General features: G+C 69.8%; 24 protein-coding genes and 2 pseudogenes. 13 read left to right on the forward strand and 13 right to left on the reverse strand.

Annotation, left to right across the window (positions count from 1 at the left end):
• Positions 1 to 315 (reverse strand): alpha/beta fold hydrolase (locus B118_RS0113950; RefSeq protein WP_043541372.1); only part of this gene is annotated, 315 nt, incomplete at its 3' end.
• A gap of 133 nt (positions 316 to 448) precedes the next feature.
• On the opposite strand from B118_RS0113950, the gene B118_RS0113955 reads away from it, so the two are divergent.
• The gene (locus B118_RS0113955) at positions 449 to 1,069 is read left to right on the forward strand and encodes a TetR/AcrR family transcriptional regulator (protein WP_027646169.1); all 621 of its coding nucleotides are present in this window, start codon (positions 449 to 451) and stop codon (positions 1,067 to 1,069) included.
• Positions 1,070 to 1,096: 27 nt separating this feature from the next.
• Here the strand turns inward: B118_RS0113955 and B118_RS0113960 are convergent, their stop codons facing one another.
• Positions 1,097 to 1,501: a hypothetical protein gene (locus B118_RS0113960; protein ID WP_018221903.1), complete on the reverse strand. Its 405-nt coding sequence runs from the start codon at positions 1,499 to 1,501 to the stop codon at positions 1,097 to 1,099.
• 119 nt (positions 1,502 to 1,620) lie between these two features.
• Here B118_RS0113960 and B118_RS28305 point away from each other — a divergent pair, with 119 nt between their 5' ends.
• On the forward strand, positions 1,621 to 2,136 hold the full coding sequence (locus B118_RS28305; RefSeq protein ID WP_018221902.1) for a SigE family RNA polymerase sigma factor: 516 nt from the start codon (positions 1,621 to 1,623) through the stop codon (positions 2,134 to 2,136).
• The gene (locus tag B118_RS0113970) at positions 2,133 to 3,263 is read left to right on the forward strand and encodes a TolB family protein (RefSeq protein ID WP_028192918.1); all 1,131 of its coding nucleotides are present in this window, start codon (positions 2,133 to 2,135) and stop codon (positions 3,261 to 3,263) included. The genes B118_RS28305 and B118_RS0113970 overlap by 4 nt, the downstream gene beginning before the upstream one ends.
• A 61-nt stretch (positions 3,264 to 3,324) precedes the next feature.
• Here B118_RS0113970 and B118_RS0113975 read toward each other — a convergent pair whose 3' ends face one another.
• Positions 3,325 to 4,782 carry a CCA tRNA nucleotidyltransferase gene (locus B118_RS0113975; RefSeq protein ID WP_018221900.1) on the reverse strand — a complete coding sequence of 486 codons (1,458 nt, stop codon included), beginning with the start codon at positions 4,780 to 4,782 and terminating at the stop codon, positions 3,325 to 3,327.
• Positions 4,783 to 4,926: 144 nt separating this feature from the next.
• Between B118_RS0113975 and murJ the strand changes: the two genes are divergently transcribed.
• From murJ to B118_RS0114010, 8 genes and pseudogenes are all read left to right on the forward strand, one after another.
• Entirely contained in the window at positions 4,927 to 6,669 is a 1,743-nt protein-coding gene (gene murJ, locus B118_RS0113980; protein WP_026185560.1) for a murein biosynthesis integral membrane protein MurJ, read from the forward strand.
• Between the two features lie 469 nt (positions 6,670 to 7,138).
• Positions 7,139 to 8,740 (forward strand): protein kinase family protein, encoded by a 1,602-nt coding sequence (locus tag B118_RS0113985; RefSeq protein ID WP_028192919.1) that lies wholly within the window; start codon positions 7,139 to 7,141, stop codon positions 8,738 to 8,740.
• Between the two features lie 43 nt (positions 8,741 to 8,783).
• Entirely contained in the window at positions 8,784 to 9,518 is a 735-nt protein-coding gene (gene sigM, locus B118_RS0113990) for an RNA polymerase sigma factor SigM (RefSeq protein ID WP_018221897.1), read from the forward strand.
• Positions 9,515 to 10,150 (forward strand): annotated as a pseudogene (locus B118_RS33875) (hypothetical protein); the annotation flags it as partial. The gene sigM and the pseudogene B118_RS33875, both read left to right, overlap by 4 nt.
• Before the next feature lie 102 nt (positions 10,151 to 10,252).
• Positions 10,253 to 10,612, forward strand: a pseudogene (locus B118_RS33880) (hypothetical protein); the annotation flags it as partial.
• Between the two features lie 188 nt (positions 10,613 to 10,800).
• Positions 10,801 to 11,754, forward strand: a complete 954-nt coding sequence (gene trxB, locus B118_RS0114000; RefSeq protein WP_018221896.1) for a thioredoxin-disulfide reductase — start codon at positions 10,801 to 10,803, stop codon at positions 11,752 to 11,754.
• A gap of 34 nt (positions 11,755 to 11,788) precedes the next feature.
• On the forward strand, positions 11,789 to 12,112 hold the full coding sequence (gene trxA / locus B118_RS0114005) for a thioredoxin (protein WP_018221895.1): 324 nt from the start codon (positions 11,789 to 11,791) through the stop codon (positions 12,110 to 12,112).
• 212 nt (positions 12,113 to 12,324) lie between these two features.
• Entirely contained in the window at positions 12,325 to 13,500 is a 1,176-nt protein-coding gene (locus B118_RS0114010) for an N-acetylmuramoyl-L-alanine amidase (protein WP_018812784.1), read from the forward strand.
• 76 nt (positions 13,501 to 13,576) lie between these two features.
• Here the strand turns inward: B118_RS0114010 and B118_RS0114015 are convergent, their stop codons facing one another.
• Positions 13,577 to 14,242, reverse strand: a complete 666-nt coding sequence (locus tag B118_RS0114015; RefSeq protein ID WP_018221893.1) for an N-acetyltransferase GCN5 — start codon at positions 14,240 to 14,242, stop codon at positions 13,577 to 13,579.
• Positions 14,243 to 14,370: 128 nt separating this feature from the next.
• On the opposite strand from B118_RS0114015, the gene B118_RS0114020 reads away from it, so the two are divergent.
• Both B118_RS0114020 and B118_RS0114025 read left to right on the forward strand, forming a co-directional pair.
• Positions 14,371 to 15,684, forward strand: coding sequence for an aminotransferase-like domain-containing protein (locus B118_RS0114020; RefSeq protein WP_018221892.1), 1,314 nt, complete (start codon positions 14,371 to 14,373; stop codon positions 15,682 to 15,684).
• 7 nt (positions 15,685 to 15,691) lie between these two features.
• Positions 15,692 to 16,672, forward strand: a complete 981-nt coding sequence (locus B118_RS0114025) for a D-alanine--D-alanine ligase family protein (protein ID WP_018221891.1) — start codon at positions 15,692 to 15,694, stop codon at positions 16,670 to 16,672.
• A 35-nt stretch (positions 16,673 to 16,707) separates the two neighbouring features.
• Here the strand turns inward: B118_RS0114025 and B118_RS28310 are convergent, their stop codons facing one another.
• The 9 genes from B118_RS28310 to rpmH form a co-directional block, all read right to left on the reverse strand.
• Entirely contained in the window at positions 16,708 to 17,808 is a 1,101-nt protein-coding gene (locus B118_RS28310) for a hypothetical protein (protein WP_420329456.1), read from the reverse strand.
• A 641-nt stretch (positions 17,809 to 18,449) separates the two neighbouring features.
• A complete protein-coding gene (locus B118_RS0114035; protein ID WP_026185557.1) occupies positions 18,450 to 19,442 on the reverse strand; it encodes a ParB/RepB/Spo0J family partition protein in 993 nt (330 codons plus the stop codon).
• 27 nt (positions 19,443 to 19,469) lie between these two features.
• Entirely contained in the window at positions 19,470 to 20,768 is a 1,299-nt protein-coding gene (locus B118_RS33455) for a ParA family protein (RefSeq protein WP_080678057.1), read from the reverse strand.
• Positions 20,769 to 21,129: 361 nt separating this feature from the next.
• Positions 21,130 to 21,846: a 16S rRNA (guanine(527)-N(7))-methyltransferase RsmG gene (rsmG, locus tag B118_RS0114045; RefSeq protein WP_028192921.1), complete on the reverse strand. Its 717-nt coding sequence runs from the start codon at positions 21,844 to 21,846 to the stop codon at positions 21,130 to 21,132.
• A gap of 100 nt (positions 21,847 to 21,946) precedes the next feature.
• Positions 21,947 to 22,546, reverse strand: coding sequence for a Jag family protein (locus tag B118_RS0114050; protein ID WP_028192922.1), 600 nt, complete (start codon positions 22,544 to 22,546; stop codon positions 21,947 to 21,949).
• 159 nt (positions 22,547 to 22,705) lie between these two features.
• Positions 22,706 to 23,818 (reverse strand): membrane protein insertase YidC, encoded by a 1,113-nt coding sequence (gene yidC / locus B118_RS0114055; protein WP_018221885.1) that lies wholly within the window; start codon positions 23,816 to 23,818, stop codon positions 22,706 to 22,708.
• Positions 23,819 to 23,821: 3 nt separating this feature from the next.
• A complete protein-coding gene (yidD, locus tag B118_RS0114060; protein WP_026271305.1) occupies positions 23,822 to 24,109 on the reverse strand; it encodes a membrane protein insertion efficiency factor YidD in 288 nt (95 codons plus the stop codon).
• Positions 24,106 to 24,516, reverse strand: a complete 411-nt coding sequence (gene rnpA / locus B118_RS0114065; protein ID WP_018221883.1) for a ribonuclease P protein component — start codon at positions 24,514 to 24,516, stop codon at positions 24,106 to 24,108. Before rnpA ends, yidD begins: the two co-directional genes overlap by 4 nt.
• Before the next feature lie 35 nt (positions 24,517 to 24,551).
• On the reverse strand, positions 24,552 to 24,689 hold the full coding sequence (gene rpmH / locus B118_RS0114070; protein WP_018221882.1) for a 50S ribosomal protein L34: 138 nt from the start codon (positions 24,687 to 24,689) through the stop codon (positions 24,552 to 24,554).
• Positions 24,690 to 25,129: the final 440 nt, after the last annotated feature.

Below are 25,129 nucleotides of genomic sequence, written 5' to 3' on the forward strand. Positions count from 1 at the left end.
GACCTCGCCGCTGCCCATGGAGAAGCCGACCAGGACCACGTCGGTGAGGTCCAGGGTCTCCAGGACCGCGTTCAGGTCGCCGGCGAAGGTGTCGTAGTCGTAGCCGACGGTGGGTTGGCTGGACTGNCCGAAGCCCCGCCGGTCGTAGGTGATCACCCGGTAGCCGGCCTTGAGTAGGGCCGCGGACTGCTTCTCCCACGAGTGCCCGTCCAGGGGGTAGCCGTGGATGAGTACCACCGGCTGTCCCTGACCGTGGTCCTCGTAGTACACGTCGATGTTGGTGCTGTTCTCGGTTCCGACGGTGATGTACGGCATGACGACCTCCCAGACCAAAAGTGAGAACGTTCGTTCTCGCTTGCGCTGGGTAGTACGTTAGAGAACGAACGTTCCCCTGCGCCAGCCGGGGCAGCGTGACCGTCACCACACTTGACCGGGACAAGAGGAAGCCATGGCCCCCGCCACCCGAAACCGGACCACATCCCAGACCGAGCAGATTCGCGAACACGTCCTGATCACCGCCGACCGGCTCTACTACAGCCGCGGCATAAACGCCGTGGGCATGGACGCCCTACGCAACGAGGCCGGCGTTTCTCTCAAACGCCTCTACCAGCTGTTCCCCTCCAAGGAGAACCTTGTCGAAGCCGTCCTGCATCGCCGCCGCGGCATCTGGAACAGCCTCGTCGAAACCGCCATCGCCACCGGCAGTGACATACCCCGAGATCAACTACTCGCCGTCTACGACATGCTGGCCCACTGGTTCGACGAAGACGACTTCCGCGGCTGCGTCTTCATCAACACCTTCGGCGAGCTCGGCGGCACCGCACCCCACATCGCCGCGCTCATCCGCGACCACAAGGCAAACTTCCAGGCACGCCTGGCCGAACTGGTCACCCAAACCGGCGCCCCCGCCGCACTCGCCCACCAACTCGCCATCCTCGCCGAAGGCGCCCAGACCACCGCCGCCATCGCCGGCACCAACGACGCCGCCCACCACGCCCGCGCCGCCGCCACCACCCTGATCGACACCGCCCTGGCCACCAACCGGCCACAAGCCCCCACAACGGGGTAAAACCTCCCGGGCGCCGCCGGACCGGACTCAGAGGAGGTTCACCCCGAGCAGCAGGGTGCCGGCCGTGAGGCTGGCGCCGCCGGCGACGGTGAGCCAGATGAGTTTGTTGGGCTTGGTGTCCCGGGGCCGGATCACCGAGAGGAAGAAGCCGAGCGGCATCAGGATCGGGGCGGCGACGAAGAGCAGCCGGATCAGCGTACGGGTGCCGCTTCCCGCGTCGGCCTCTTCGATGTAGGGGAGGGCGACGAGGGCGAAGAGGACCAGCACCCCGGCGTGCGCGTGCCCGGCGGCCCAGAGGCCCCGGCGGACCGGGTTGTCCAGGTAGCCGGCTACGCGCCCGGCGAGGTGCTGGAGCAGGGCCAGTCCGCCGAACGCGATCGTCGCGACGGTGATCAGCAGGATTCCGGCGGTGTTCAGGGTTGACGGGGACATCGGGCACCTCCAACTAGTCAGTGTAAAGATGCACCTCCGCCCGAATCTTGTCAACATCTAGATTCCCCACCAGGCAAGCTCTCAGCGGTCGCCGGCGTCAGAGGTATCGGAGGTGACCGGTGTCCGAACGCATCGACGGGGAGTTCACCGCGTTTGTCAACGAACGGGGTGGTGTTCTACTGCGGGCCGCCTACGCCCTGGCCGGCAGCCAGCACGGCGCCGAGGACCTGCTCCAGACCGCGCTGGCCAAGGCGTACGCCCGCTGGTCACGGATCCGGGGAGAGCCCGAGCCGTACGTACGCCAGATCCTCTACCGGGACCAGGTGTCCGGCTGGCGGCGCCGTTCCCGCCGGCCGGAGTTCCCGGTCGCCGTGCCGCCCGACAGCGTCGGCGGACCCGACCGCGGGCACGAGGTTGACCTGCGGCTGCTGCTGCGCGAGGCGCTGCTGGCGCTGCCACCGCGGCAACGCGCGGTACTGACCCTGCGCTACCTGGAAGACCGGAGTGTCGAACAGACCGCCGAGCTGCTCGGCTGCCGGGCCGGCACGGTCGCCAGTCAGACCTCCCGGGCGCTGGCCCGACTGCGGCAACTGGTTCCCGCACTCGACGGGCACCGCACCGAGGAGTGGAGATGAACGGACCAACCGAGCAGGACCTACGGATCGCACTGCGGGAGCTGGCCGACGAGGCCCGCCCGCCAACCAGCCTCGCCGACGCCGCGCGGAGCCGGGGCCGACGGCTGCGGCACCGACGGCGACTGGCTGTGACCGGTGGCGCGCTGGCGGCGTTGGTCGCCCTGGCCGCTCCCTTCGTCTGGCTCCGGCCAACCGCCCCCGAGCCGGGCCCGGCCGCCTGGGTTCCGCCGTCGAACCCAGCGGCACCGAGCCCATCCCGGATACCGGCACCCACCGGGAACTGGGCCCAGCGCCCCCTGCCGCTGCCCGGCGGGTGGCTACTGGTCGGTGCCACGCCGTCCGGCATGTCCTACACGCCGGACGGCGAGCGCATCATCCAGCAGGGGTACGCGTTGGACCGCACCCAGGACCAGTACGTCAGCACCGACGAGTACGACGAGATCTGGACCTCACCCAGCGGCGCGGTCGCGGGGGTGGTGGACTACGACCGGCCGGGCGAGTTCGGGTTACTCGACCTGGGCAGCGGCGCGGTCCGCTGGGTGCGTACCGGTCAGCACGCCATGACGCCACAGTGGTCACCCGACGGCAGCCGAATCGCCCTGACCATCGGACGACACACGGCCCTCGGTGTGCTGAGTGCCACCGGCGAATGGCAGCTGTTCCCGGTGGACACCGAGAGGTACTTCTGCACCGACTACTGCTACTTCACCTGGACCCGGGACGGCCGGGAGGTGGTGTGGCAACAGACCGACCCCACCGCGCCCCGCTCCGAGGCTGCGCCGCACATCCGGCGGGGGGTGCAGCTCTTCTCCCCCGACGACGGCCGTCCGACCCGGTTCCTCCCGATCAAGGGGGACCCCACCGGACCGTGGTCCTGGTCGCCGGACGGCCAGCGGGTGGTGGTCAAGGGCCCGCAGGGGCCGGAGATCGTCGAGGTTGCCACCGGGCGCGTGCTCGGGCCGACGGCGAGCGCGGAGGCGGCGTGGGGCCCCGACAACCAGTTGCTGTACCAGGACCGGCTGACCGGGGAGATGGTGCTGGTCGACCTGGACGGTCGGGAACTCGTCCGGCAGGCCCTTCCGGGGAAGGTCGGGCAGGACCTGACGGTTCTGGTGGCACCCCGTTGACCGGCCGGCAGACACTCGCGGCAGCCCGGTCCGCGAAGCGCCGGACCGGTCGCGCTCCGCCCTACTCGACGATTCCCTGCTCGCGGGACCAGCGCAGCAGCTCGGCCTCGGCCTCGTCCCGCCCCAGCGGGCCCCGCTCCAGCCGTACCTCCTTGAGGTGCTTCCAGGCCTGCCCGACGACCGGACCCGGCGGTACGCCGAGCAGCTCCATGATCGCGTTGCCGTCCAGGTCGGGGCGGACCCGGGCCAGGTCCTCCTCGGCCGCGAGCCGAGCGATCCGCTCCTCCAGCGCGTCGTAGTCGGCGGCGAGTCCGGCGGCCTTACGCCGGTTGCGGGTGGTGCAGTCGGAGCGGGTCAGCTTGTGCAGCCGCGCCAGCAGGTCACCGGCGTCGGTGACGTACCGGCGCACCGCCGAGTCGGTCCACTCGCCCCGGCCGTACCCGTAGAACCGCAGATGCAGCGCGACCAGTGCGGTGACCTTGGTGGTGGTCTCCCGGGGGAAGCGCAGCGCCTTCATCCGGGCCTTGGTCATCCGGGCGCCGACCACCTCGTGGTGGTGGAAGCTGACCCGACCGTCCGACCCGACCGCCTTCGTCGCCGGCTTGCCGACGTCGTGCATGAGCGCGGCCATCCGGAGGATGAAATCGCAGCCGTCCTCCTCGTACGAGACGGCGTTGCGCACCACGGTCAACGTGTGCTCGTACACGTCCTTGTGCTGGGCGTGCTCGTCGATCTCCAGCTTGAGCCCGGTCAGCTCGGGCAGGAACCGCTCGGCCAGCCCGGTGTCGACCAGCAGTCGCAGGCCGGCCACCGGGTCCGCGCCGCAGAGCAGCTTGGTGAACTCGTCCCGGATCCGCTCCGCCGTGATCCGATCCAGGTCGGCGGCCATCCGTACCATCGCCGCCCGGACGTCCGGGTGCACGGCGAACCGCAGCTGGGCGGCGAACCGGGCCGCCCGCAGCATCCGCAGCGGGTCGTCGCGGAACGACTCCTCCGGCGCCGCCGGGGTACGGACCACTTTGGCCGCGAGATCCGCCAACCCGCCGTGCGGGTCGGTGAAGCGATGCTCGGGGAGGCTGACCGCCATCGCGTTGACGGTGAAGTCCCGCCGCTTCAGGTCCTCGGCGAGGCTCGTGCCGTACTGCACCACCGGATTGCGGCTGACCTGGTCGTACACCTCCGCCCGGAAGGTGGTGATCTCCAACCGCAGGCCGTCGCGCTGCACTCCGATGGTGCCGAACTCCCGCCCGGTCTCCCAGATCGCCTCGGCCCAACCACGCACGATCCGCAGCGTCTCGTCCGGCTGCGCGTCGGTGCAGAAGTCCAGGTCGTCGCCGAGACGGCCGAGCAGTGCGTCGCGGACCGATCCGCCGACCAGGTGCAGTTCGTGACCGGCGCTCGCGAAGCGGCGGCCCAACTCGTCGGCGACCGGAGAAACCCGGAGCAGTTCGGCTACGGCGGTGCGCTGCGCGGCGGTGAGTTCGCGGCGGTCGGCGGCGTGCGGTGCGGAATCGGACATGGGAGGGCCAGCCTATCGGTCCGACCGGGCCCGGCATCCGCCGGGCGCGGATGACGCCGGGCCGACGACTAGTCTGTGTCGAGGCCCTCGCCCGCGGACCCATGGTCGGTGCCGGGCACCGACCAGATCCTGGAGGCGACAACGATGAGCGGCCGGCTCTACCGCAGCGCCAACGCGCTGGGCGACGGTGGCCGACCGACGGGAGACGACGCGATCTTCATCTCGGCTGAGCCGCTGAACCAGCCGGCCGCCGAGGCGGTCGCGCCACCGGATGAGGCGGTGGCCGAGGGGAGCGCCGCGGCGAACAGCCTGGTGATGGCCGCGGGCAGCCTGGTCAGTCGGGGTACGGGTTTCATCCGGAACCTGATGATCGGCGCGGCTCTGGGCAACCTGGTCGGTAACGCGTACACCACGGCGATCTTCCTCCCGAACCAGGTGTACGAGTTCCTGCTCGGCGGAGTGCTCACCAGCGTGCTGGTGCCGGTGCTGGTCCGGCGGCGCAAGGCCGACCCGGACCGGGGCGAGGCGTACGCCCAGCGGCTGCTCACCCTGGCGGTGGTGGCGCTCGCCGCCGCCGCCCTGATCGCGGTGGTCCTGGCTCCGGTGCTGACCGGCATCTACGCCGGCGGTAAGGACGAGAACTACCGGGGCCTGGTCACCAACCTGTCGTACCTGATGCTGCCGATGTTGTTCTTCACCGGCATCAGCGCGCTGATCGCCGCCGTGCTGAACACGCGCGGGCACTTCGCCGCCCCGATGTGGGCGCCGATCCTGAACAACCTGGTGGCCATCGGCACCTTCGGCCTCTACATCTGGGTCTACGGCGCGCAGGCGCTCCAGCCGGGCCAGGTCGGGGCGGACCGGATCCTGTTGGTCGGCGGCGGCACCCTGCTCGGGGTGGCGGTGCAGGCCGCGGGTCTGCTGCCCGCCCTACGCAAGGTCGGCTTCCGGTGGAAGCTGCGTTTCGACTTCCGCGCGTTGGGACTGCGGGAGTTGGCCCGGCTCGGCGCCTGGATGTTCTGCTACGTCGCGGTCAACCAGCTCGGGCTCTTCGTGGTGGTCAACCTGCTCACCCGGGTCGCCGGCGAGGACGACGCCGGCCTGCTGATCTACAACAACGTCTTCCTGCTGCTGATGATGGCGCACGGCGTCATCGCGGTCTCGATCATCACCGCGCTGATGCCCCGGATGAGCGCCGCCGCGGCGGACGGCCGATTCACCGACCTCACGGCCGACCTGTCCCGGGGCACCCGGATGGTCACGGCCGTACTCGCCCCGGTGGCGGTCTGCTACGCCGTGCTGGCCGCGCCGATCTCCGTGGTGGTGTTCCGGTACGGCGCGTTCACCGGGGAGAACGCCACCGCCACCGCCACCGTGCTGCTGGTCGCCGCAATCGGCTTGGTGCCCTTCGCGGTCAGCCAGCTCCTCACGTTCGCGTTCTACGCACTACCGGACACCCGTACGCCCGCGCTGGCCAACATCCCGGTGGTGGCGCTGCGGGTGCTGCTCCAGGTCGGGCTCTACGTCGTCCTTCCCGCCACCTTCGCGGCGGCCGGCATGATGCTCGGCAACGCGATCTCGTACCTGGCGGCGGTGGTGCTGTCCGCGTTGCTGTTGCGGCCCCGGGTCGGCCGGATCGGGCTGGGCGGGATCATGCGTACGGTGGGCAAGGTGCTGGTCGCCGCGCTCGGAGCGGCACTGGTCGGTCTCCTGGTGGTCCGCCTGCTGCCGGGCCGGCCGGAGGAGCTCGGGTGGTTCGCGGCGGCGGTACAGCTGCTGATCGGTGGGGCGGCGATCGGTCTCAGCTACCTCGGGCTCGCGATGCTGCTCCGGATCGGGGAGGTCACCGAGGTGGTCACCATGGTCCGCCGCCGGCTCGGTCACTGAGCGTCCCGTTCTGACCGTTTCTCCCGAGGCGGGAACGATCTGATCCGCCCACCGGCGGGAGTGCACTCTGCGTGAACGAGGATCACCAATCTGGGGATACGGCTGTGGATAACTTCCGCTCCGCCGCGCCGTTGCCGCGCCAGCCTGTGGATAACCAGCCGGGCGGGAGGCATGTCCGGTGCTGGCCCGGGAATCTGGCCCGGGTGCCCGGCCACCCGACCCCAGCCCCTGCGGCAACTACTAGCGGTCAACCTCTAGATTGGCTAGTACATGCGCCAGCAACACCGCCAACAACAGCCAAAACCGGACAAGACACCCGAGCCTGGCAGCCGCTAGCGGTGCGGTGGGAAGATGACATGCTGGGGAAGGTGGGGAACCCAGGTAAGGTCGCTCTCGACGGATGCGGCCGGTTTCGGCGCAGGCGCCGACAACAGCCGGCCGGTTCGTGGAAGGCAGAGCGGAAGCCACAATGCCCAGCAACGCGGGTCCATCGATCGACACGATCACCGAGGGAGGACGGGTGACCCAGGTCGGCGGGGGTCAGGAGGCGGACGAGGACGCTCCTCCGGTCATGACCTTCGGTGCTCCGATCGCCGGTGATGTGCTCGCCGAGCGGTACGAGCTCGTCGAGCACATCAACAACGACAGCGCCGGCCGGCTGCTCTGGCGTGGGGTCGATGTCGTGTTGCGCCGTCCCGTCGCAGTGGTGCTGCGCTACCCGGGCGGCGACTCCGCCACCGAAATGCTCCAAGCCGCCGTCGCCGCCAGCCGGGTCATCCACCCCAACCTGGTCGGTGTCTACGACGCGATCGACGAGGGCGAGCGGGCATACGTGGTCCGCGAGTGGGTCGACGGACAGTCGCTGCGGGAGCTCGTGGCCGCGGGGGCACTGGATCCAGCTCGGGCGACCGCCGTCGGCAACGCCGTCGCAAGCGCCCTGGCCGCCGTGCACGCCACTGGAATGGTGCACGGCAACGTCCACCCCGGCACGATCATGATCAGTGATGATGGCCGGGTGGTGTTGGCGGACGCGCGCACCGACGGGGCCGACAGCCAGGCCAGCGACCTTCGGGCGGTCGGCGGCGTCCTCTACTTCGCACTGACCGGCCACTGGCCGCACGCCGAGGTCCCGCTACACGGCGCCACCGCCGGACACGGACGGGCGGCGACCCCGGACGCGGTCCGGGGTCCGACGGGTGCGCTCGCCGCGCCGCGCCAGGTCCGGGCCGGGGTTCCGGCATACCTCGACGACCTCACCATGGATCTGCTGGACGGCTCACTCCCGCCCCCACCGTCTGATGTCCTCGCCGCGGAGTTGGCCCGGCTGGATGTCCCGGTCGATGAGCACCTGCTGGAAAGCAGCGGTCCACTGCGGTTCACCGCCGAGACCGGGGACGAGCCGTCACCGCTGGCCGCGGCGGGCGGGCGCAAGTTTGCCGTCGGGATCGCCAGCCTCCTCGCCGTCGCGCTCGTCGGCCTCCTGATCGGCATCAGCGTGCTCAGCGGAGGCGGGGACAGCGACCGGAACCCGACGACGGCCGCCAGTCCTTCTCCCACCACGACGGCTGGTGAAGATCCACCCGACTCCGTAGCGGCCGAACCGCCGGAAATCAGCGCTGCGAAGGTCATTGACCCGGACAGTGGGGACCGCGTCGAGGTCCGCAACGCCGAGAAGGTGTTCGACGGCAGCCTGGATGAGGGCTGGGCGACCCAGACCTACCGGGGGCACCCGGATTTCGGCAAGATCAAGCGCGGCATGGGCATCTGGCTCGACCTCGGTGAACCCCGCAAAATCAAGTCCCTGCAGGTGCAACTCTCGGCCCGGGGTGCGTCGGCCCGGTTGTACACGGGCGCCAACGACCACCCCTCCTCAAGCGCGGGCGACAATGCGCTCTTCGAGGAGTACGAGCAGAACCCGATCGGGCCGGCCAAGGAAGATGCTGGCACGACGATGACCTTCGACGCCTTCGATGCGGACACCGAATACCAGTACCTGCTCGTCTGGCTGACCGAGCTGCCGCCGAGTGACGGCGGCTACAAGGTCGGCATTCAGGAGATCAAGGTCTCGTGATCCGCTCACCGCGTCCCCGGCACTGTCTCCGCCGGGCGCGGTGATGGCGCCGAACGGGTCAACCGAGCGGCCGGTGGGTCACGACGGCCCACCGGCAACCGCTGCCTCCTCCGATCTCGAGCTGCTGCGCGCGCACGTCGCTGGCGATCGGGACGCCTTTGCCGAGCTACTGCACCGGCACCGGGACCGGCTCTGGGCGGTGGCGGTGCGCACCCTCGGCGACCGGGAGGAGGCGGCCGACGCGCTGCAGGACGCGCTGCTCTCTGCTCATCGGGCCGCCGGACGGTTCCGGGGCGATTCGGCGGTGACCACCTGGCTGCACCGGATCGTGGTCAACGCTTGCCTGGACCGGATCCGCCGCCGCCAGGCGCATCCGACGGTGCCGCTGCCCGACGGCGTACGCGACGGGGCCGGTGCCACCGGTGGCACGGAGCCGGCCGCTCCCATGCCCGACCACGACACTGCTCTGGTGGTCCGGGAGGCGCTGGCCGCGCTACCGGTCGAGCAGCGTGCCGCGCTGATCCTGGTCGACGTGCAGGGCTACCCGATAGCCGAGGTTGCCCGCATCCTTGAGGTAGCGGAGGGGACGGTGAAGAGCCGGTGTGCCCGGGGTCGGGCCCGTCTGGCAGCGACGCTCGGCTATCTCCGGACGGCGCCGGAGCAGCCACTCCTGGACGGGGGTATGCCAGCCGTCACGGGACGGAACCACCAGCCGCGCGGTGGCGTCCGATCGGTGTCGGGGCGACCCCGGCGCGAAGCCAACCAGGAGGAGCTGTGACGACCGGGGCGTTCCGGGAGGTCGACCACGAGTTACTCGCTGACTACGTCGGTGGGGCACTGGCGGGCACTCCCGACGAGATGACCGTCGCCCGCCTGGTCGAGCGAGACGAGGCTTGGGCGGACGCCTACGCCCGGCTCGCGCCGGCGGTCGCGGAGGTCCACGCCGCCCTGCTCGCCTACCGGACGGCGGAGGAGATGCCCGCGACCGTGGCGGATCAGCTTCGCGCCGCGCTGGCCGCGACCGACGCTGCGCCGACGACCGAGGGCGCGCCAGCCGAGGGCGTGACGGCCGGCAGAGCAGCGCGACCTTCGGTAGTGCCGGCTCAGCCGCACGCTGGGTCACGGCGCCCCGGTGGCGTTCCGCACCCGGCCACCGCCGGCCCCGGCCGACGACGCCGGCGGTGGCAGCGGGTCGGTGCTCCGGTCGCGCTCGCCGCGGTGGCGGTGGCCGCTGTCGGGCTGCTCGACCTGGACCAACTCGGCTGGGGGACGGATGTTCCGGGGTCGAGCACCAGCACCCCCGAGCAGGCTGCCGCCGGGGTGGTGCGCACCACCGCGCCGCCGATGCGGACCGGTACGGACTACCAGCGGGAGGACTTGGCGGCACCGGTCTCGTCGCCGCAGCAGTACTCCAGCCAGGGCACCACGGAGTCCGAGCCATCCGGCGTGGGCACCGCCGAGTCCGAGCCATCCGGCGTGGGCACCGCTGGGTCGGAGCCATCCGGCGTGGGCACCGCCGAGTCGGAGCCATCCGGCGTGGGCACCGCTGGGTCGGAGCCATCCGGCGTGGGCACCGCCGAGTCGGAGCCATCCGGCGTGGGGATCCAGGGCGACCGGGCGGCTGGGTCGATCGGGCTCGATCGGCTGACCGATCCGGGCGCGCTCGAAACCTGCCTGGCCGAGATCGGCGTCGAACACGATGCTGGCCGGCTGGCGGTCGAGGTGGTGGACTATGCCCGCTTCGAGGGCCAACCGGCGTTGGTCGTCCGGTTCGCCGATGAGACTGGTGCCCGCTGGGCCTGGGTCAGCGGGCCCGAGTGCGGTGTGCCCGGGTCGGGCGCGGACACCCGGTACCGTACGCGGGTAGGGTAAAACCCCACGACCGTCGCGGGGTGTGCTGCGTGACGTGAGCTGACCCACCGGATGACCGGCTCGGGAATTCCCGGTTCGTACGATGGCGTTCTCTACATCAGTTGCCGGCGCCTGATTCCGGGGTGTCGGCACCGAATCGCCGTCGGTGCGCGCCGTCGGCGAACACACAGACGAATCGGGAGACGGCAGTGGACGACGTCCGCAACCTGATCATCATCGGCTCCGGGCCAGCCGGCTACACGGCGGCGGTCTACGCCGCGCGCGCGAACCTCGCGCCGCTGGTCATCGAGGGGGCGCAGTCCGGCGGTGCGTTGATGACGACGACCGAGGTGGAGAACTTCCCGGGGTTCGCCGACGGAATTCTCGGTCCCGAGCTGATGGACAGCATGCGCAAGCAGGCCGAGCGCTTCGGTGCCGAATTCCTCACCGACGATGTCACCCGGGTTGAGCTCAACAACACCGGCGAGGTCGGCTCAGACGCGGTCAGCACCGTCTGGGTGGGGGAGACCAGCTATCGGGCAAAGGCTGTCATCCTCGCCACCGGCTCTGCCTGGCGCCCGCTGGGTGTACCGGGTGAGCAGGAGTACCTCGGCCACGGTGTGTCGTCCTGCGCCACCTGTGACGGCTTCTTCTTCCGGAACCAGCACATCATCGTGGTGGGCGGTGGTGACTCGGCGATGGAGGAGGCCAACTTCCTGACCCGCTTCGCCGAGTCGGTCACGATCGTCCACCGTCGGGACACGTTCCGGGCCAGCAAGATCATGGCCGAGCGCGCACTGAGCAACGACAAGATCAAGGTCGAGTGGAACGCCGCGGTGGAGGAGATCCTCGGCGCGGACGGCAAGGTATCCGGCGTCCGACTCCGCAACGTGCACACCGGTGACTCCCGGGTGCTTGACGTGACCGGCGTGTTCGTGGCGATCGGCCACGACCCCCGCAGCGAGCTCTTCCGCGGCCAGGTGGACCTGGACGACGAGGGGTATGTGAAGGTGGACGCGCCCAACACCAAGACCAGCATCCCGGGGGTGTTCGCCGCCGGTGATCTGGTGGACCACACCTATCGGCAGGCCATCACCGCCGCCGGTACGGGCTGCGCCGCCGCCCTGGACGCCGAGCGCTTCATCGCCACGATCCAGGGCTGATATTCCGAAACACATCCCCCGAGGAGGGAACGTAGTGGGAGCAACCAAGTCGGTCACTGACGCCAGCTTCACCACCGAGGTACTGCAGTCCGACAAGCCGGTTCTGGTGGACTTCTGGGCGGAGTGGTGCGGGCCGTGCCGGAAGGTGTCGCCACTGCTCGAAGAGATCGCCGGTGAGATGGGCGATCAGGTCAGCATCGTCAAGCTCAACATCGACGACAACCCGGAGACCGCCCGCAACTACCGGGTCATGTCGGTGCCGACGCTCACCGTGTTCAAAGACGGCAAGCCAGTGCAGTCGATCGCCGGTGCCAAGCCCAAGGGGGAGCTGGTCAAGCTTATCCAGTCCGCGCTCTGACCAGCACCCGACGCAGACCTGCCCCCCGCATCCGCTCCACCGGGTGCGGGGGGCAGGTCTTTTTCCGGCCGCCACACCTCAGGCCCGGCGAGCGCCTAACCTCAACCCCAGAGACAACACCGCAGATCGTCTGCGGGGCCACCGGAACAGGGCCATCGGCGGCCTTCGAGGGGCCATCCGGCCAGCCAGTGTCCGTGCAGAGGGGGTCGAGCGTGCGTCCGATCCGACCCGGCGACCGTGGACCGGCGGTCACCGAGATCCGTAAGGTGCTGGCCGGCCTCGACCTGCTCGTCCCGGCACCCGACAGCGACGAGTTCGACGCCCGCACCGAACGTGCTGTCCGCGCCTTCCAACAGTCCCGTGGGCTCAGCGTGGACGGCCGAGTCGGCGCCGAGACGTGGCAGGCCCTGGACGCGGCCCGCTGGCGGCTGGGTGCCCGTAGCCTCTACCACTCCGTACCGGAGCCCCTCATCGGTGAGGACATCCGGTCGCTGCAGGAACGGCTCCTCGAGATGGGCTACGACGTCGGCCGGGCGGATGCCATCTACGGGGTCCGGACAGCCCGGGCGCTCGCCCAGTTCCAACGCGAGGTGGGGCTGGTACCGGACGGCACCTGCGGCCCCCACACCGTGAACTCGCTCCGACGCCTCGGCCGTAAGGTGGTCGGCGGGCGCCCACAGTGGCTCCGTGAATCTGACGCCATTCGACAGTCCGGTCCCACCCTGGTCGGGCGGACAGTGGTCATCGACCCGGGGCACGGCGGCAGCGATCCGGGCTTGACCGTGCCCGAGGGGCAGCGGCACTGGACCGAGGCCGACCTGGTGCACGACCTCGCCAGTCGACTCGAGGGGCGGCTCGCCGCGGCCGGGGTACGAGTGCAGCTGACCCGCGGTCCGGCACAGCGGGACCATCTGCCCGACGCTGACCGGGCCGCCCTGGCCAACTCGCTCAGTGCGGACGTGTTCATCTCCCTGCACCTCGACGGCCACGTCAACCCAGCCGCCGACGGCGTGGCCACCTACCACTACGGCACCGACAACGGCGTCACCTCCACCACCGGTGAGCGCCTCGCCGGCCTCGTCCAGCGGGAGATCGTGGCGCGAACCGGGCTGCGCGACTGTCGGTCCCACGCCAAGGCATGGGACCTGCTCCGGCTGACCCGAATGCCGGCCGTCCGGGTCGAGGTGGGCTACCTGACCTCGCCAGCAGACCGATCCCGGCTGATCGACCCACGGTTCCGGGACCGCGTGGTGGAGGCGATCGTCGCCGCCATCCAGCGGATGTACCTCCCGATCGAGCAAGATGTACCCACCGGGTCGATCGACGTGAGCAAGCTGCGGGCGATGGTGGCGGCTGAGAGCGTGGCCGCCGGGACGGTGGTCGACTGACCGAAGCAGTGCCCGCTGCCCGCCGGCGCCGGACCAGGTCACCGGCGGCCAGTTGGCGCCGGACCAGATCCGGCGGTCAGTTGGCGCCGGACCGGGTCGCCGGGGTGGGCCGGACCGGCCGGAGCAGGCTCTCCGGGCTCATCGAGCCGAGCAGCTTCTCCAACGCGTACTCGACATCGGACTTCCAGCTCAGTGCGGTGCGCAACTCCAGGCGCAGGCGGGGGAAGCGCGGATGCGGGCGGACCGTTTTGAAACCCACGGAAAGGAAGTACTCTGCCGGGGCCACACAGGCCCCCGCCGAGTCGTCGGCGTCGCCGAACTTCGCATCACCGAACGCCTCGATCGCCTTGACTCCGCGTTTCGTCAGGTCCCGGGCGACCCCCTGCACGAGCATCCGGCCAAGCCCGCCACCGGCGAAGGCCGGCACCACCCTCGCCGTCATCAACAGCGCCGCGTCGGGGGAGACCGGTGAGGTCGGGAAGGCCATCGATCGCGGCACGTAAGCCGGTGGGGCATACAGCACGAACCCGGCGGGCATGTCGTCCACGTAGATCAGCTTGCCGCAGGCACCCCACTCCAGCAGGGTCTGCGAGACCCACGCCTCCTTCTCCAGGCCGGGATCCCCAGCCCCACGGGCCCGGTCCGCGGAGACCGGATCCAGCTCCCAGTAGACACACTGCCGGCACGAACGGGGCAGATCCTCCAGGGTGTCCAAGGTCAGACTGACCAGACGTCGCGACATTGGCGCATCCCCACAGTAGGCTCGGAGGTAGACCGCCCTTCGGTGTCCCCGACCACTGATCGTACGTCGGATCCGGACACCACGGGAAGGGATACGCGAAACGACCACCGGGCAGGTGACAGCGGAACATGACCGGCACGACGCTTGACGACTACACCGACCGCTACGCTCGACGAGTCCGAGGCATGACCGCCTCGGAGATCCGGGCGCTCTTCGCGGTGGCCAACCGGCCGGAGGTGGTCTCGCTCGCCGGAGGTGCGCCGTACATCGCTGCTCTCCCCCTGGACGCGGTCGGCGAGATGCTGGGCCGGCTTGGTGCCGACCACGGCACAACCACCCTCCAGTACGGCATCGGCCAGGGCACCCCGGAGCTACGGGAACGAATCTGCGAGGTGATGTCGCTCTCCGGCATCGACGCCGCCTGCGGCGCCTCGCCCGACGACGTCGTCGTCACCATCGGTGGCCAGCAGGCACTGGACCTGGTCGCCCGCCTCTTCCTCGACCCCGGTGATGTCGTACTCGCCGAAGGCCCGACCTACGTCGGGGCGCTCGGGGTCTTCCAAGCGGCCCAGGCACAGGTCGTGCACGTGCCGATGGACAACGACGGGCTGATCCCGGAGGCGTTGGAGACGGCCATCGCCGATCAGGCACGCGCCGGGCGCCGGATCAAGTTCCTCTACACCATCCCCACGTACCAGAATCCGACCGGCGTGACGCTGACCGAGCAGCGGCGGGAACGGATCCTCGACATCTGCGAACGCTCCGGCCTGCTGGTGGTCGAGGACGACCCGTACGGGCAGCTTGGCTTCGAGGGCGACGCGCCGGCCCCGCTGCGTGCTCGCCGCCGCGATGGCGTCTTCTACCTCAGCACGTTCTCGAAGACCTTCGCGCCGGGGTTGCGGGTCGGCTGGATTCTCGCCCCGCACGCGGTGCGGGACAAGCTCGTCATCGCCAGTGAGGCACAGATCCTCTGCCCCAGTGGCTTCGCTCAGGCGGCCGTGTCCACCTACCTCGGCACCATGCCGTGGCGGGAGCAGCTCAAGGTCTACCGGGAGGTCTACCGGGAACGGCGGGACGCGCTCCTCGCCGCCATGGCGGACCTGATGCCGGCCGGCACGGCGTGGACCCGACCCGGAGGCGGCCTCTTCGTCTGGGCCACCTTGCCGGACGGGCTGGACTCGAAGGCGATGATGCCCCGCGCTATCGCCGCCCGGGTGGCGTACGTGCCCGGCACCGGCTTCTACGCCGACGGCACCGGCAACGACGCGATGCGCCTCAACTTCTCCTTCCCGCCGCCCGAGCGGATCCGGGAGGGCGTACGGCGGCTCTCCGGAGTGATGGAGCAGGACATCGCCATGCGCCGGGTCTTTGGCGCCGTCGGCCCGCCCGGCTCTCGTCGGGGGCGGGCCGGTTCCGACACCCCCGGACCACACTTGGCATGATTCTGGCATGGGTAAGACCGCTGCCGATTCCGCTGTCCTGACCGACCTGCGCGTGCTGGTACTCGCCGGTGGGCTCTCCTATGAACGGGACGTCTCGCTGCGATCCGGCCGCCGGGTCCTCGACGCACTACGCGCGGTGGGCGTGGAGGCGGAGCTACGCGACGCGGACGTCGCCCTGCTGCCGGCGCTCGTCGCTGACCCACCGGACGCGGTGGTCATCGCGCTACACGGCGCCACCGGCGAGGACGGTTCGCTCCGGGGCGTGCTGGACCTCTGCGACGTCCCGTACGTCGGCTGCGACGCCCGCGCGTCCCGCCGCGCCTGGGACAAACCCTCGGCCAAGACCGTGCTTCGAGAGGCGCACATCCCCACCCCGGACTGGGTGGCCCTACCCCATGACCGTTTCTCCGAGCTTGGTGCGGTGGCGGTGCTGGACCGCATCGTCGATCGGCTGAGCCTCCCGCTGATGGTGAAGCCCGCACAGGGTGGATCGGGTCTGGGCGCCGCCGTGGTTCGGGACAGCGCCGCCCTGCCCGCCGCGATGGTCGGTTGTTTCGCGTACGACTCCACCGCCCTCGTCGAACGCTACCTACCCGGGACAGACGTGGCAGTATCCGTAATCGACCTCGGCGCAGGACCGCAGGCCCTGCCGGCGGTGGAGATCGTGCCCCGGAACGGCGTCTACGACTACGCCGCCCGGTACACGGCCGGCCGCACCACATGGCACACACCGGCCCGACTGGCCACCGAGGTGGCCGAGGCGGTCGCCGAGCTCGCTGTCGCCGCCCACACCGCGCTCGGGTTGCGCGACCTCAGTCGGGTCGACCTGATCATTGATCCCGACGGTCAGCCGCACGTACTCGGGGTGAACGTCGCGCCCGGAATGACGGAGACCTCACTGCTACCGCTCGCCGCCCAGGCCGCCGGTCTCGACTTCGGTCGGATGATCGGGACCCTGGTTTCCCAGGCCGCTTCCCGGGCGGCCTGAGCCGGCGAAGCACGGTCGTAGTTGGCGGGGCCGGGTTAGGACGAGACCGGGTCCGGCGCTGATAGCAGTGACGGAGCGTCATCGGCCTGCTCCGGTGCACCGGAGTCGGCGCGGCCCGCGGGGTCCTCGCCGATCGCGCCGCCCGATCCGGCCTCGTCCTCGGGGTGGTCCGGGGCACCCGCACCCTCCGCCGGAGGTCCCGGATCCTCAGCGAGCCGGGACGAGGAAGATTCACTCTCTGGAGCGCCAACACCAGCATCAGCGCCGGCCGCCGGAACGTCAGCACCAGCGCTAGCCGCCACACTCCCGACCTCCCCACCGACCTCCCCGCCCGGCGCCGCGTCAAGTCCCGCCGCACCGGCGCTCTCCGCCGTACCGCCGCCCACCGTACCGCCGCCCGCCGTACCGCCGCCCGCCGTACCGCCGCTACCTGTCGCGTCCTGCTGCCTGGTCACGGAAACTGAGCTTCCTGCGTCCAGGGCGGTCTCCGCGGTCTCCGCGGTCTCGACGGCCTCGGTGGCTGCTGCGGCCTCCACCGCCCCGAAACTGGCCGGTGCCTGCCACTGGATTCGAGGCGGTTCGGCCAGTTGGCGTCCACCGAAGTCCGCCAACCACGCGGCGACGAGGGCGAGGTTCTCCCGCCAGGTCGACTCGGGGATCGGCGGCAGAATCGAATCCCACAGGGGCAGGAAGGTCCCCCGGAGCTGGAGCTGACCGTACGGCCGGGCGAGAAACCAGAGGTGTAGGTGCGCGGATCCGTCACCCCAGCGGTTCACATGCACCCGGGACACGCCGTCGAGGGAGCGGATGGCACGCTCCAGCCGAACCGTCAGCACGCCGAGCTCGGCCGCGAGCAGGTTCGGTAGGTCACCTAGATCCAAGTGCGAGCGGGATTCAAGGATCAACACCATCGGAAGCCCGGTAGGTCTATCCATCGCACGTACCCGCCACCGCTCGCCAACCCAGATGTACGCCTCATCGGGGGCGCCACAAGCGGTGCATTCCCGGTCACCTTCGCCGCGACGGGGCGGCTCGGTCGCGACCGGATCATCAAGTTGTTTGACGCGGAGATCGCCCTCAAAGGGGAAGGAGGGCCACTGGGTGAAGTTCGGCACTGAGGGAGGGGTGTCGGGCACGAGGGTGACCCTAGCTGTTTCCGGGACCGCTGTCCCCACCTCCTTCGACCGTCGATCCGTCGGATCGGCTCACCGCCGTCCATCCGCCCCCGACGTTATCCACAGGAGGTCGGCGGTTATCCACAGCCGTCTTCCACAGGTCAACACCGGGGTTGGGGCGCTGTTTCACGTGAAACAGCGCCACCTGTGGACAACTGCTGTGGATAACGTTGGGGACGATACTTTTGCTTCGCCCGGCGCCGACATCACCGGTCAGAGCCGCGAGGGCCAGTCGACAGGCACACGCCGGTCGCGGGCTGACACCCAGGCGCGGGAGCAGCCGCCCGACGGGCCCTTCCGAGCTGACCCATCGGCATGATCGGCTCGGAGAGCCGACAGATCCGCGTGAACGGATCGGGTTCGAGTAGCCAGTGGGACAAACGGGCGGGCGGGCGCAAGCAAGCGAGTGCAAACGGGGCGAGCGGACGGATAGGTGTAAGCGGGCGGAGGGGAGTGGCCGAGGCAACAGATCAAGTGCAGCGCCGACGTGCGGTGCTCCCCACCGCTCCACAGATCGAGTCACTCCCAGGTCGAACGACAGCCGCCCCCGTTTCACGTGAAACGGGGGCGGCGCTTCAAGGGCCCGCGAGTCGGGCCTTCGGTCAATCCTCGGGCTGCTCCCGGTCGACCCCAATGATGTCGACGATGCGCTCCAGGTCGTCCACACTGCCAAACTCGATCGTGATCTTTCCCTTGCTCCGGCCGATGTCGACCTTGACTCTGGTGTCGAAACGGTCGGAGAGCCTGTCGGCGAGATCAGTCAGTGCTGGCGCAGGTGGCTTCGGCCGACGCGTTGGCGCCTCCTTCTCACTGCTGTCGTCACTGAGCGAGAGCGCCACCACCTCCTCGGTTGCCCGTACCGAGAGCCCCTCGGCGACGATGCGTTGGGCAAGCCGCTCCTGCGCCTCCGGATTGTCCAGGCTCAACAGCGCTCGGGCGTGGCCAGCAGAGAGCACTCCAGCGGCGACCCGGCGCTGCACCTGAGCAGGGAGGTTGAGTAGCCGTATCGTGTTGGAGATCTGCGGCCGGCTTCGGCCGATCCGCCGGGCCAGCTCTTCGTGGGTGGCGCCGAACTCATCCAACAGTTGCTGGTACGCCGCCGCCTCTTCCAGCGGGTTCAGGTTGGCGCGGTGGATGTTCTCCAGCAATGCGTCCCGGAGCATCGAATCGTCCCGGGTGTCCCGGACGATCGCCGGAATGGAGCTCCGACCAACCGCCTGTGCCGCCCGCCAGCGACGCTCACCCATGACGAGTTCGAACTTCTCGTCGTCCAGCTGACGGACGACGATCGGCTGGAGGAAACCGACCTCCTGGATGGAGACCTTCAGCTCCTCCAGGGCGTCCTCGTCGAAGACCTGCCGCGGCTGCTTGGGGTTGGGAACAATCGCGTCGACCGATATTTCGGCGAAGCGAGCACCCGGGACCGGGCTGAGTGAGTCGGACGCCGGTGGCGGCGTACTCACCACCGCCAGGCCCGCGGTCGGCGTCACCACTGGGCTACTGACGACCGGGGTGGGTGCGCCGGGCGCGGCCGCCTCAGTCGGAATGAGAGCGCCCAGCCCTCGACCGAGTCCACCCTTGGGACGATTCTTCATGCCTGGCCTCCCCGTGGCCTGTCCGCGCTATGCATTGCGGTTCACCTCGGCCTTGATGCCCCGCTCCGCAATCTCCTGGGCGGCCTCGAAGTAACTCGTCGCCCCCCGTGACCCGGGATCGTAGGTCATCACGGACTGGCCGTAGCTGGGTGCCTCGGATACCCGGACGTTACGCGGGATGACCGCCTGGAGCACCTTGTTCCCGAAGTGGTTGCGGACATCCTGCTCCACGGCGTCCGCCAGCCGCGTACGCCGGTCGTACATCGTGAGCAGGATGGTGGAGACGTCCAGCCGGGGGTTGAGGTGCTGCCGGACGAGGTTGATGTTGTTGATGAGTTGGTTCAACCCCTCCAGCGCGTAGTACTCACACTGGATCGGGATGAGCACCTCCTCCGCGGCAACCAACGCGTTCACCGTGAGCAGGCCAAGCGACGGCGGGCAGTCGATGAGGACGTAGTCGAAGTGGCCCGGATAGCCCGTGATGGCGCGGGCCAGCCGCGACTCCCGAGCAACCACAGAGACCAGTTCGATCTCGGCGCCGGCCAGGTCGATAGTGGCGGGTATACACCACAGACTGGGGATACCCTCGACCGGCTGGGCGACCTCCGCCAAGGGCAAGCCGTTGATCAGGCAGTCGTACACGTCCGGCACCCCGGTGTGATGCGGGACGTTGAGTCCAGTAGACGCGTTGCCCTGCGGATCGAGGTCAACCACCAGCACCCGGTTCCCGTGCAGCGCTAGCGCCACTGCCAGGTTCACCGTCGTGGTGGTTTTTCCAACGCCGCCCTTCTGGTTCGCGACGCACATGACCCGGGTCCGGTCTGGGCGAGGCATCGTCACCTCGCCGCTCGGGTTCAGGATCTGCACGGCGCGCATAGCTTCCATCGCCAACGGTGGGTCATCCTCTTCGCGCGTCGGTGTTTCACGTGAAACGTACGTGTCAACCCCGTCCTGCCCGGAGGGCAGGTTCGGAGCCTTGGTCGGTTCGGCCGGCCGCCCCGGCGTTGCCTGCTGCGGCACAGCCACCTCGACGCCTGTCGACGCGGCTGCCGTCCCCCGTACCGACGCGGCCTGCTCGGCCACCGGCGGATCGCCGACCCGGGAACTCTCCCCGGTACTGCGGCTCAACGATACTTCCGGCGACGAGGGGCGGGAACGTCCCGGAGCTGGCGCCGCTCGCCGGAAGGTCTCGTCCTGCGACGCTCGGACGGGCGGACTGACGGGAGGGCTGGGGGTGACCCAACCGGGATCGTCGGTTTCACGTGAAACCAGGTCGCCCGTTGACCCGGTCGCGCGCGGATCGTCGTACCTGCCGTCGTCATGCACCTGTCATCCCTGCCCGGCTTCGGATGGTCGGTCCGCATCCTGTCAACGGGTCGCTCGGGTGGTCACACCCCGAGCGTGCGGCCCGTTGGAAGCGGTCGGAATCCGGCGAGTGCCCGGCACCCCCGCTCCACATTATCGACGCGCGGCCAGCCTACGGGGATTGGGCGTGATCGGTCCACGTCGGGCTGCACAGCTCGCCTGCCACCCGTACCTGTTCAACGACGCAGCTGCGAGCCGGATCCGCCGAACTCAAACCAGAGCGCTGAATGGTCCACCAGGTCGGCGGCGCCCCATGGCGCCGCTTCCAACACACCTGGACACGCCTCGCTGATCAGGAGGCGGCAGTGCGGTGTCCGATGATTCAGCGCCGCCGACCACCACGGGAGCGTTTCGTGGGCTTGGGTCGCGGCGGTCCCACCACCTGCTCCCGAACGATCTCGATCACCGTCGTCGGTGGCTCGACAACACCCGCGCCGCAGAGGTGCACCTCCGGTGAGCCGCCGCCGAGCCGATCCACGACGACGGCATGCTCGGCGGCCTCCTCCGCAGCCGAGGCGCCCTTGAGGGCGACCAGCCGTCCACCCGGCACGGCCAGCGGGAGGCACCACCGGGCGAGCCGATCCAGCGGGGCCACCGCCCGAGCGGTCACCACATCACCGGTGAGCGGCTCGACGCCACCACCACCGGAGGCGATCTCCTCGGCCCGGCCCCGGATGACCCGGACCGAGGCCGTCAGGTCGAGCTGCGCCACCGCCTCGACGAGGAAGGCGGTGCGACGTGCCAGCGGCTCGACCAGGGTGACCGAGAGATCCGGCCGAGCGACCGCGAGCACGAGGCCGGGCAGTCCGGCACCGCTACCCACGTCAAGCACCGTCGCGCCCGACGGAATCCGCTCCGCCACCGCCGCGCAGTTGAGTAGATGCCGATCCCAGATCCGCGGCGCCTCCCGCGGGCCGATGAGGCCGCGGACCACCCCATCGGTCACCAACAGGCCCGCGTACGCAACAGCCAGGCCCAGCCGGTCACCGAAGAGCGTCCGGGCCGCGGTCGCCAGTTCCGGGGGTGGCGTGGCATCCACCGCGGCTGGCGCGGGGCGATCGCCGACAGGCAACGGCCCGGGCGGCGTACCACCCGGGCCGGACGCAGAGCGCGCCGCTGTGTCGTCGTGAGTCACCCGCTCAGTCCACCGGCCGAACAATGATGCGCCGACTCGGCTCGACGCCCTCGGACTCGCTCGCCACGCCGTCGATCGCGTTGACCACGTCGTGCACACACTTACGTTCGAAAGCGGACATCGGCTCCAGCCGCACCGACTCGCCGTGCTCCTTGACCTTCTCAACGGCGTTCTTCGCCACTGCGGCGAGCTCCTTACGGCGGCCCGCCCGGTAGCCACCCACGTCGAGCAGCAGTCGGCTGGGGGTGCCGGTCTGCCGGAAGACCGCGAGTCGGGTGAGTTCCTGCAGCGCCTCCAGCGTGGCGCCGCGCTGACCCACCAGGCTCTGGAGTCGGCCGCCAACCACCTCCACAACCGGGCGCCCACCGGAGACCAGCTCGTCGATGTCCCCGTCGTAGTCGAGGATGTCGAGCAGGCCCTCCACGTAGTCGGCGGCGATCTCACTCTGCCGGAACAGATCGCTCTCACCGGTGGACCGCTGCTCCGTGCCGCCGGCCTCGGCCGCCTCGGTCTGGCTCTTCGCCGTCGTCTCCGTCCCCTCTGCGTCCTGGGACTCGTCAGCGCGGGGCGTGCTGATCTCGGTCACGGTCTCCTCCGTACTCACTCGGCCGGACCGTCGGGTCCGCTGGTCTCCCGGGGCCGGCGGGAACGCCGATACCACGGGTAGGTCTATCCGGGCAGTCTCGCCCGTGGCCGCAGGGCGCGGCGGCGTTTTGCCCACCGGCGGCGGTATCAAGGTAGATACCGCCGAACACGGGTCGGATCAGCCCTGCCGTTTGGCGGGACGCCCCTTCTGGTTCGCGGGCGGGCCCTTCTTCTGGCCGGCGGCCTGGCCCTTCTGGTTGGCCGGCTGGCCCTTCTGGCTCGCGGGCTGGGCCTTCTGACCGGCGGCCTGGCCCTTCTGATTCGCGGGCGGGCCCTTCTTCTGGCTGGTGGGCTTGGCACCTGGCTTCGGGGCGGCGACCTTGGTCGCGGCCGGCTGGGTGGCGGCCGAAGTGGCGGACTTGCCGCGGCCGAAGAGGCCGCCGCTCTTCGCCGGCTGCACCGGACCACGCGTACCAGTGGTGCTGGACTTCGCGCTCGGCGGCGGCGGGAACTTGCGCAACACCCACTGCTGCTGGGCCAACGTGAACATGTTGTTGGTAACCCAGTAGATGATCACACCGATCGGGAAGATCGCGCCGGAGATAAGCAGCGACGCCGGGATGCCGTAGAGCATCAACCGCTGGATCATCCGCTGCTGCGGGTCCTCGGCCCAGCCGGTCTTGAGAATCATCTGGCGGCTGGTCAGGTAGGTGGTGCCCATCATCACCAGCACCAGAATGCCGGCCATGATCTTGACGGTGGTGCCGTCGGCGCCCAGCGCGGCCAGTTCCTCGGGGGAGGAGCCGAACTTGCCGGCGATCGGCGCGGTGAAGAGCTTCGCGACCGATGCGCTGTCGAACTGGTCGACCGTCCAGCCGTAGAGCGTCTTCTTGTCTAGTGGCTTGTCTGGATTGAGCCGGCGGAGCACATGGAACAGGCCGAGGAAGACCGGAATCTGGAGGAACATCGGAAGGCAGCCCATGAGCGGGTTGGCCTTTTCCTTCCGATAGAGCTCCATCATCTCCTTCTGGAGCGTCTCCCGGTCACCCTTGTGCTTCTCCTGCAGCGCCTTGACCTGCGGTTGCAGCGCCTGCATCGCCCGCTGTGACTTGATCTGCTTGACGAAGACCGGGAAGAGGATCACCCGGACGGTGACCACCAGGAAGATGATCGCCAGGATCCAGGACCAGTTGGTGCCGAGCACCACGCCTTCCGGCACCCCGATGGCGTCCCAGAGCTGGTGCCAGCGCAGCAGGATCCACGAGATCGTTACATAGATAGGATCGAGCAATTCTCAGACTCCAGTCACATCGGCGCGGCGGCGACCATCCGGCTCCGGCACCGGATCGAATCCACCCGGATGGAAGGGGTGGCAGCGCATCAGCCGCCGGGCCGTCAGGCCGGCTCCCCGAACCGGGCCGTGGCGGGTCACCGCCTCCAGGGCGTACGCGCTGCACGACGGGTAGAACCGACAGCGGGCCGGCAACGCCGGACTTATCCACCGACGGTACGCGATGATGGGCCCGGCCAGCACCCGGGCACCGAGTGAGATCGGCTGTGCCGGATCTGGTGCCGAACTCACCGGGACCGCCGCCCGCGGGGGGCGCGTGCGGCCGCGATCGCGGTGTCGAGATCAACACCGAGTCGTTGGTACGACCGGTGCGCCGCGGCGGGCAGGGCACGGACGACGAGAGTGCTCCCGGCCGGCAGCCCGGGGAGGCGCTCCCGGACCAGGTGCCGCAGCCGGCGGCGAACAGTGTTGCGGACGACGGCGTTGCCAACCGCCTTGGAGACGACGAAGCCGGCGCGGGCTGGTGCGGATGTCTGCTCCGCACCAGTGTCCCGCGCCGGCTCCGGCGACGAGATCTCCGGTGGAGTGCCGGGCGAGGTCAGATGGACGACGACCACGCCGCGCCCGACGCGTCGGCCACCACGGACCGCCGCGGCGAAGTCAGTGCTGCGCCGCAGACGCTGCGCGGCGGTCAGCACGACTCTCCACGCCCTGCCGATCGGACCTGGTGGCCTCAGGCCGCCAGGCGAGCGCGGCCCTTGCTGCGACGGGTCGAGATGATGGCGCGGCCGGCACGGGTGCGCATGCGCAGCCGGAAGCCGTGGGTCTTCGCGCGCCGGCGGTTGTTCGGCTGGAAGGTGCGCTTGCTCACGTCAGGCTCTCCGTTGTCCTACCCCTGGGCGAAGATCGCCGGGGTCGCGTCTGGTCCGAGGTCGTCCCAGTTTCAGGTCGTGTCACGATCCGGGTCGTGTCATGATCCGAACCAGGTCATGATCCGGAACACCTTCGCGGCGCCCCCGATCAACGCTGCCCGACGCTGCGGACAGCAAGCATCCATCACCCTAGCAGAGGGTGAGAGAGCAGCCGCTCCAGCGTACGCAGGGGCACAACGAGCGTCAACGCTCCCACCGTCTGGCCCGACACCGATTGTTCCGGTGTTTCCGCTGCTGCCGCCGACGGTCCGGGTACGTCCGCTGTTGATGGCATCCGGACATCGCTGTTACCGTGCCCGATTGCGGTGCAGGGCTGTCGGCCCAAATCGCGAATGGCTGTCGGAAGCCCGGAGCCGTCCGGCTGTGGTCGCCGCCGGCA

The organism is Salinispora pacifica CNR114 (genome assembly GCF_000514775.1).
Taxonomy (GTDB): Bacteria; Actinomycetota; Actinomycetes; order Mycobacteriales; family Micromonosporaceae; genus Micromonospora; species Micromonospora pacifica.

Bases quoted from the DNA above. Each gene is read 5' to 3' on its own strand.
- B118_RS0113955 (WP_027646169.1), top strand. From the start codon at position 449: ATGGCCCCCGCCACCCGAAACCGGACCACATCCCAGACCGAGCAGATT.
- B118_RS0113960 (WP_018221903.1), bottom strand. From the start codon at position 1,501: ATGTCCCCGTCAACCCTGAACACCGCCGGAATCCTGCTGATCACCGTC.
- B118_RS0113970 (WP_028192918.1), top strand. From the start codon at position 2,133: ATGAACGGACCAACCGAGCAGGACCTACGGATCGCACTGCGGGAGCTG.
- B118_RS0113975 (WP_018221900.1), bottom strand. From the start codon at position 4,782: ATGTCCGATTCCGCACCGCACGCCGCCGACCGCCGCGAACTCACCGCC.
- murJ (WP_026185560.1), top strand. From the start codon at position 4,927: ATGAGCGGCCGGCTCTACCGCAGCGCCAACGCGCTGGGCGACGGTGGC.
- B118_RS0113985 (WP_028192919.1), top strand. From the start codon at position 7,139: ATGCCCAGCAACGCGGGTCCATCGATCGACACGATCACCGAGGGAGGA.
- sigM (WP_018221897.1), top strand. From the start codon at position 8,784: ATGGCGCCGAACGGGTCAACCGAGCGGCCGGTGGGTCACGACGGCCCA.
- B118_RS0114015 (WP_018221893.1), bottom strand. From the start codon at position 14,242: ATGTCGCGACGTCTGGTCAGTCTGACCTTGGACACCCTGGAGGATCTG.
- B118_RS0114020 (WP_018221892.1), top strand. From the start codon at position 14,371: ATGACCGGCACGACGCTTGACGACTACACCGACCGCTACGCTCGACGA.
- B118_RS0114025 (WP_018221891.1), top strand. From the start codon at position 15,692: ATGGGTAAGACCGCTGCCGATTCCGCTGTCCTGACCGACCTGCGCGTG.
- B118_RS0114035 (WP_026185557.1), bottom strand. From the start codon at position 19,442: ATGAAGAATCGTCCCAAGGGTGGACTCGGTCGAGGGCTGGGCGCTCTC.